Origin of the sequence: Roseomonas nitratireducens (assembly GCF_017813355.1) — a bacterium.
Lineage (GTDB): Bacteria > Pseudomonadota > Alphaproteobacteria > Acetobacterales > Acetobacteraceae > Neoroseomonas > Neoroseomonas nitratireducens.
The window spans coordinates 520,947-527,419 of record NZ_JAGIYZ010000001.1; the positions used below are offsets into that span (position 1 = coordinate 520,947).

Here is a 6,473-nt window from a genome sequence, read left to right on the forward strand (position 1 = left end):
TGCCGGTGCGCGCTCAGACCCCGAGGGCCGCGCGCACCAGGGCGTCCTGCTGCTGCTGGTGCACTTTCGCGAGGCCCGTGGCCGGGCTCGCCGCTTCCTCGCGGCCCACGAAGTCGGGCCGCTTCGCCTGGATGTCGAGGGTCTTGAGCACGCCCTCGATCCGCCGGTCCATGAAGGTCCAGGCGCCCATGTTCTCGGGTTCCTCCTGGCACCACACCACCTCCGCGTTGCGGTAGGGGGCGAGCGCCTTGGCGAGGCTGTTGCGCGGGAAGGGGAACATCTGCTCGACGCGCACGATGGCGACGTCGTCGATGCCGCGGTCGCGCCGTTCGGCCAGCAGGTCGTAGTAGACCTTGCCGGTGCACAGCACGACGCGCTTCACCTTCTCCTCCGGCGCGATCGCGTCGGTCTCGGGGATCACGTAGCGGAAGGCGCTGCCGGGGCCGAAATCCGACAGGCTGCTGACCGCGAGCTTGTGGCGCAGCAGCGACTTCGGCGTCATCAGGATCAGCGGCTTGCGGTAGTTCGCCTTGATCTGGCGGCGCAGCGCATGGAAGTAGTTGGCGGGCGTGGTGAAGTTGCACACGCGCATGTTGCGCTCGGCGCAGAGCTGCAGGTAGCGCTCGAGCCGCGCGGAGGAATGCTCCGGCCCCTGGCCTTCGTAGCCGTGCGGCAGCAGCATCACGAGGCCCGACATGCGCAGCCACTTCGTCTCGCCGCTGGCGATGAACTGGTCGATGATGACCTGCGCGCCGTTGGCGAAGTCGCCGAACTGGCCTTCCCAGATCGTCAGCGTGTGCGGGTCGGCCAGCGAATAGCCGTAGTCGAAGCCGAGCACGCCGAATTCGGCGAGCAGGGAGTTGAACGCCTCAAACTTCGGCTGGCCGTCGCGGATGTTGTTCAGCGGCACGTATTCCGCCTGGCTGCCCTGGTCGATCAGGTAGGCGTGGCGGTGGCTGAAGGTGCCGCGCTGCACGTCCTCCCCCGACAGGCGCACGCGATGGCCTTCGAGCAGCAGCGTGCCGAAGGCCAGCGCCTCGCCGGTCGCCCAGTCGAGGCCTTCGCCGGTCTCGATCGCCTGCTTCTTGGCCTCGAGCTGGCGGGCGATCTTGGAATTCACGGTGAAGTCGGCCGGCACGCGGCAGAGCGCCGCACCCACTTCCCGCAGCGTGTCGAGCGGCACGGCGGTCTCGTGCAGCTTCTCGACCTCCTCGCCGGCGGTCGCCGACTTCAGGCCGGTCCAATGGCCTTCCAGCCAGTCCGCCTTGTTCGGGCGGAAGGATTGCGCCGCCTGGAAGGCGTCCTCCAGCTTCGCGTTGAAGGCGTCGTACATCGCCTTCGATGCTTCGGCCGAGAGGCTGCCTTCCCGCGCCAGGCGCTCCGCGTACAGGGTGCGCGTCGTGCGCATTTCCTTGATGCGGTTGTACATGATGGGCTGGGTGAAGGCGGGCTCGTCGCTCTCGTTGTGGCCGTGGCGGCGGTAGCAGACGATGTCGAGCACGATGTCCGCGCCGAAGGTCATGCGGAATTCCGCCGCCATCTTCGCGCAGAACACCACCGCCTCGGGGTCGTCGCCGTTCACGTGCAGGATCGGCGCCTGGATCGCCTTGGCGACGTCGGTGCAGTACAGGCCCGAATAGGCATGCGCCGCGACCGTCGTGAAGCCGATCTGGTTGTTGGTCACGATATGGACCGTGCCGCCGGTGCGGTAGCCGATGAGCTGGCTCATCGCCAGCGTCTCATAGACCACGCCCTGGCCGGCGAAGGCGGCGTCGCCGTGCAGCAGGATGCCCATCACGCTGCGCCGGCCCTTGGTGTCGCCGGCCATGTCCTGGCGCGCGCGCACCTTGCCCACCACGACCGGGTCGACCGCCTCGAGGTGCGAGGGGTTGGGCTGGAGGGAGAGATGGACCATGCGCCCGGCGATCTCGACATCGGTCGAGGTGCCGAGGTGGTACTTCACGTCGCCCGAGCCCTGCACGTCGTCGGGGTTGGCGCCGACGCCCTTGAACTCGGAGAAGACCTGCACGTAGGGCTTGCGCACCACGTTCACCAGCACGTTCAGTCGGCCGCGATGGGCCATGCCGATGGCGATTTCCTTCACGCCTTCCTTCGCCGCCGTCTCGATCACGGTCTCAAGCGCGGGGATGGTGCTCTCGCCGCCTTCCAGGCCGAAGCGCTTGGTGCCGACGAACTTCCGCGCGCAGAAGCTCTCGAAGCCTTCCGCGTCGGTCAGGTCGGACAGGATGCGCTTCTTGGCCTCGGCGTCGAAGGCGGTCAGCCAGGGCGCGCCCTCGATCCGGCGCTGGATCCAGGACTTCTGGTCCGGATCCTGGATGTGCATGAACTCGACGCCGATCGAGCCGCAATAGGAGGCGCGGCAGATCGCGATGATCTCCCGCAGCGTCGCGGTTTCCTTGCCGAGGACGAAGTCGAGGAAGATCTCGCGGTCGAGGTCGGCCTCGGTGAAGCCGTAGGATTTCGGGTCGAGTTCCGGATGCGGCTTGGGCTTGGTCAGGCCGAGCGGGTCGAGTTGCGCTTCCAGATGCCCGCGCACGCGGTAGGAGCGGATGAGCATCAGCGCGCGGATCGAATCGAGCACCGCGCGGCGCGTCGCTTCCGGGTCCGTCGCGGCCGCGGCCGCCGGCTTGCCGGGCTTGGCCGCCGGCTTCTCGGGCTCGGGGCCGAAGGCGCCGCGGATGCGTGGGGCCCAGGAGGCGCCGGAGGCGTCCGTCAGCACCGCCCGCGCCTCGTCGTTCAGGGCGGCGAACAGCTCGGCCATCGAGGGATCGACGCTGTCCGGCTTCTCCGCCCAGCGGGCATAGAGGTCCGCGAGATAGGCGGCGTTCGCGCCGGACATCGCGGTTGCGAGGACGTCCACTCCAGCCATCGTTCTTCTCCGTCCCGGCGGTTGTCCCGCCGGGTCACCCTTCCTCAGTTCCTGACGCGGATCGACGCCGCACCCGAGGTCAGGATGCGGCGGCGACCGTTACCATAGTCGTTATGGCCGCCCGGTGGCAGGAATTCGGCCCCCCGGGCGGGGTCTGTCAGCCCTTCAGCGCCTTCACCATGGTCGACCCGAGCGCCGAGGGGCTGTCGGCGACATGGATGCCGGCAGCCTTCATGGCCTCCATCTTGGCTTCCGCCGTGTCCTTGCCGCCCGAGATAACGGCGCCGGCATGGCCCATGCGGCGGCCCGGGGGGGCGGTGGCGCCGGCGATGAAGCCGACCACCGGCTTGTTCGGCTTGCCGGGGCCGAAATTCTCGCGCCTGAGGAAGTCGGCGCCGATCATCTCGGACTGGCCGCCGATCTCGCCGATCATGACGATCGACTTGGTCTCGTCGTCCTTGAGGAACAGCTCGAGCACGTCGATGAAGTCCATCCCCTTCACCGGGTCGCCGCCGATGCCGACGCAGGAGGACTGGCCGAGCCCGGCGGCGGAGGTCTGCGCCACCGCCTCATAGGTCAGGGTGCCGGAGCGGGAGACGACGCCGACGGACCCGCGCTTGTGGATGTGGCCGGGCATGATGCCGATCTTGCACTCGCCCGGCGTGATCACGCCCGGGCAGTTCGGCCCGACCAGAGTGGTCCTGGACCCGGACAGGGCGCGCTTGACCTTCACCATGTCGAGCACCGGGATGCCCTCGGTGATGCAGATGACGAGCGGGACCTCGGCGTCGATCGCCTCGAGGATCGCGTCCGCCGCGAAGGGGGCGGGGACGTAGATCACGGAGGCGTTGGCCTGGGTCTTGGCCACGCACTCGGCCACCGTGTCGAAGACCGGCAGGTTGAGTTCCGGGTGCATCGTGCCGCCCTTGCCGGGCGTCGTGCCGCCGACATAGGTGCTGCCATAGGCGATGCCCTGGCTGGCGTGGAAGGTGCCCTGGGCCCCGGTGAAGCCCTGGGTCATGACGCGGGTGTTCTTGTCGACCAGAACGGCCATGGCTCAGGCTCCCTTGACGGCCGCGACGACCTTCTGCGCGGCGTCGGCCAGGTTGTCGGCGGGGATGATGGCCAGGCCGCTCTCGGCCAGGATCTTCTTGCCGAGGTCGACATTCGTGCCCTCGAGCCGCACCACCAGCGGCACCTTCAGGTGCAGCGTCTTGGTCGCGGCCACGATGCCCTCGGCGATCATGTCGCACTTGGCGATGCCGCCGAAGATGTTGACCAGGATCGCCTTGACGTTCGGATCGGAGGTGATGATCCGGAACGCCTCGGTCACGCGCGCCGCGTTCGCGGTGCCGCCGACGTCGAGGAAGTTGGCCGGCGAGGAGCCGTACAGCTTGATGATGTCCATCGTCGCCATGGCGAGGCCCGCGCCGTTCACCATGCAGCCGATCTCGCCGTCGAGCGCGACATAGTTCAGGTCGTGGCGGCCGGCGTCGAGCTCCTTCGGGTCCATCTCGGACTCGTCGCGCAGCGCCTCGAGCTCCTTGTGGCGGAACATCGCGCTGTCGTCGAAGGACACCTTGGCGTCCAGCGCCACGATGTCGCCCGCGCCGGTGACCACCAGCGGGTTGATCTCGACGATCATGCAGTCGAGCTCGTTGAAGGCCGCGGTCAGGGCGGTCACGAACTTGGTGAACGAGGCGACCTGCTTGCCTTCCAGGCCCAGCCCGAAGGCGAGCTTGCGGCAGTGGAAGCCGGACAGGCCGGCGGCCGGGTCGATCGCGACCTTGAGGATCTTCTCGGGGTGGTTCTCGGCCACCTCCTCGATCTCCATCCCGCCCTCGGTCGAGGCCATGATGGTCAGGCGCGAGGTCGCGCGGTCCACCAGCAGGCCGAGATACAGCTCGCGCTTAATGTCGCAGCCATCCTCGACATAGACGCGGGAGACGACCTTGCCCTGTTCGCCCGTCTGCTTGGTGACGAGCGTCTTGCCGATCATCGCCTCGGCCGCCGTGCGGACATCGTCCACCGACTTGACGACGCGCACGCCGCCCTTGCCGTTCGGGTCTTCCTTGAAGCGGCCGGCACCGCGGCCGCCGGCATGGATCTGCGACTTCACCACATAGACGGGGCCGGGCAGCGCCTTGGCCGCGGCCACCGCTTCCTCGGGCGTCCAGGCGACATGGCCGTCGAGCACGGCGACGCCGTAGCGGCGCAGCAGCTCCTTCGCCTGGTATTCGTGGATGTTCATGCGCGGATTGTCCCTTGCGGCGGGGGGGCAAAGAAAAGGCCCGGCGTCTCCGCCGGGCCCGGGTGGGTCAGCCCACCAGCTTGCGGGACGCTTCGATCAGCTCGCGGACGGCGCCGCAGGACTTGTCGAAGGCGGCCTTCTCGGTGGCGTTCAGCTCGATCTCGACGATCCGCTCCACGCCGCCCGCGCCGATCACCACCGGCACGCCGACATACAGGCCGTCGATGCCGTACTGGCCGGTCAGCCAGGCGGCGCAGGGCAGGACGCGCTTCTTGTCCTTCAGGTAGGCCTCGGCCATCGCGATGGCGGAGGCCGCGGGCGCGTAGAAGGCGGACCCCTTCTCGAGCAGCTTCACGATCTCGCCGCCGCCATTGGCGGTGCGGGCGCAGATCGCGTCCACCTTCTCCTGCGTCGTCCAGCCCATCTTGACCAGGTCCGGCACCGGGATGCCGGCGACGGTGGAATAGCGCGTCAGCGGCACCATCGTGTCGCCATGGCCGCCCAGCACGAAGGCCGTCACGTCCTCGACCGACACGTTGAATTCCTGGGCGAGGAAGAGGCGGAAGCGGCTGGAATCCAGCACGCCCGCCATGCCCACCACCTTCTCGGCCGGCAGGCCCGACTTCTCGCGGAACACCCACACCATCGCGTCGAGCGGGTTGGTGATGACGATGACGAAGGCGTTCGGGCAATGCGTCTTCACGCCCTCGGCCACCTGGGCGATGACGCCGGCGTTCTTGGACACCAGGTCGTCGCGGCTCATGCCCGGCATGCGCGGGAAGCCGGCGGTGATGATGACGACGTCCGAGCCCGCGATGGCGCTGTAGTCGCCCGTGCCCGACATGGCGGAATCGAAGCCGTCCACCGGCCCGGACTGCATGATGTCGAGCGCCTTGCCCGCGGCCACGCCCGGGAAGACGTCGAACATCACGACGTCGCCGAGCTCCTTGAGCCCGATCAGGTGGGCGAGCGTGCCGCCGATGTTGCCGGCGCCGATCAGCGCGATCTTCTTGCGGGCCATGGTGCTTCCTCAGGTGGTGCAGCGCAAAAACGCCGCTACCTAGCCCGTGGCCCGCGGCCCGGCAAGGCGGCCCCCCTTACAGGGGCAGGCAGCGGACGATGTCGGAATGCCCGCGCGCGAGGGTGGCGAGCGTCCCGGCCGGGCAGGTCGCGGCCTGCGCGTTCGTGGCCGGGGCGAGTCCCGACTGCCATGCGACATTGCGCGTCCGCGGCCCCTGGTCGCGCCCGCGCACCGCGGCGCTCTGCTGGCGCCCGGCGCTGCGGGCAGCCGCCTGGCGGCCCGCCGCCGTCCGGCTGGGGGCGGCCGCCCCG

General features: G+C 68.9%; 3 protein-coding genes and 2 pseudogenes. All 5 read right to left on the reverse strand.

Going from position 1 to position 6,473, the window contains the following annotated elements; all coding sequences use genetic code 11:
- Window positions 1-13: 13 nt before the first annotated feature.
- Complete coding sequence (locus J5Y09_RS02400; RefSeq protein ID WP_209350111.1) at window positions 14-2,890, reverse strand: 2-oxoglutarate dehydrogenase E1 component; 2,877 nt, start codon at window positions 2,888-2,890, stop codon at window positions 14-16.
- A 157-nt stretch (window positions 2,891-3,047) separates the two neighbouring features.
- Complete coding sequence (sucD, locus tag J5Y09_RS02405; protein ID WP_209350112.1) at window positions 3,048-3,944, reverse strand: succinate--CoA ligase subunit alpha; 897 nt, start codon at window positions 3,942-3,944, stop codon at window positions 3,048-3,050.
- A gap of 3 nt (window positions 3,945-3,947) precedes the next feature.
- A pseudogene (sucC, locus tag J5Y09_RS02410) lies at window positions 3,948-5,147 on the reverse strand (ADP-forming succinate--CoA ligase subunit beta); the annotation flags it as partial.
- 61 nt (window positions 5,148-5,208) lie between these two features.
- On the reverse strand, window positions 5,209-6,162 hold the full coding sequence (mdh, locus tag J5Y09_RS02415) for a malate dehydrogenase (RefSeq protein ID WP_209350115.1): 954 nt from the start codon (window positions 6,160-6,162) through the stop codon (window positions 5,209-5,211).
- A 76-nt stretch (window positions 6,163-6,238) separates the two neighbouring features.
- Window positions 6,239-6,473, reverse strand: a pseudogene (locus J5Y09_RS02420) (hypothetical protein); the annotation flags it as partial.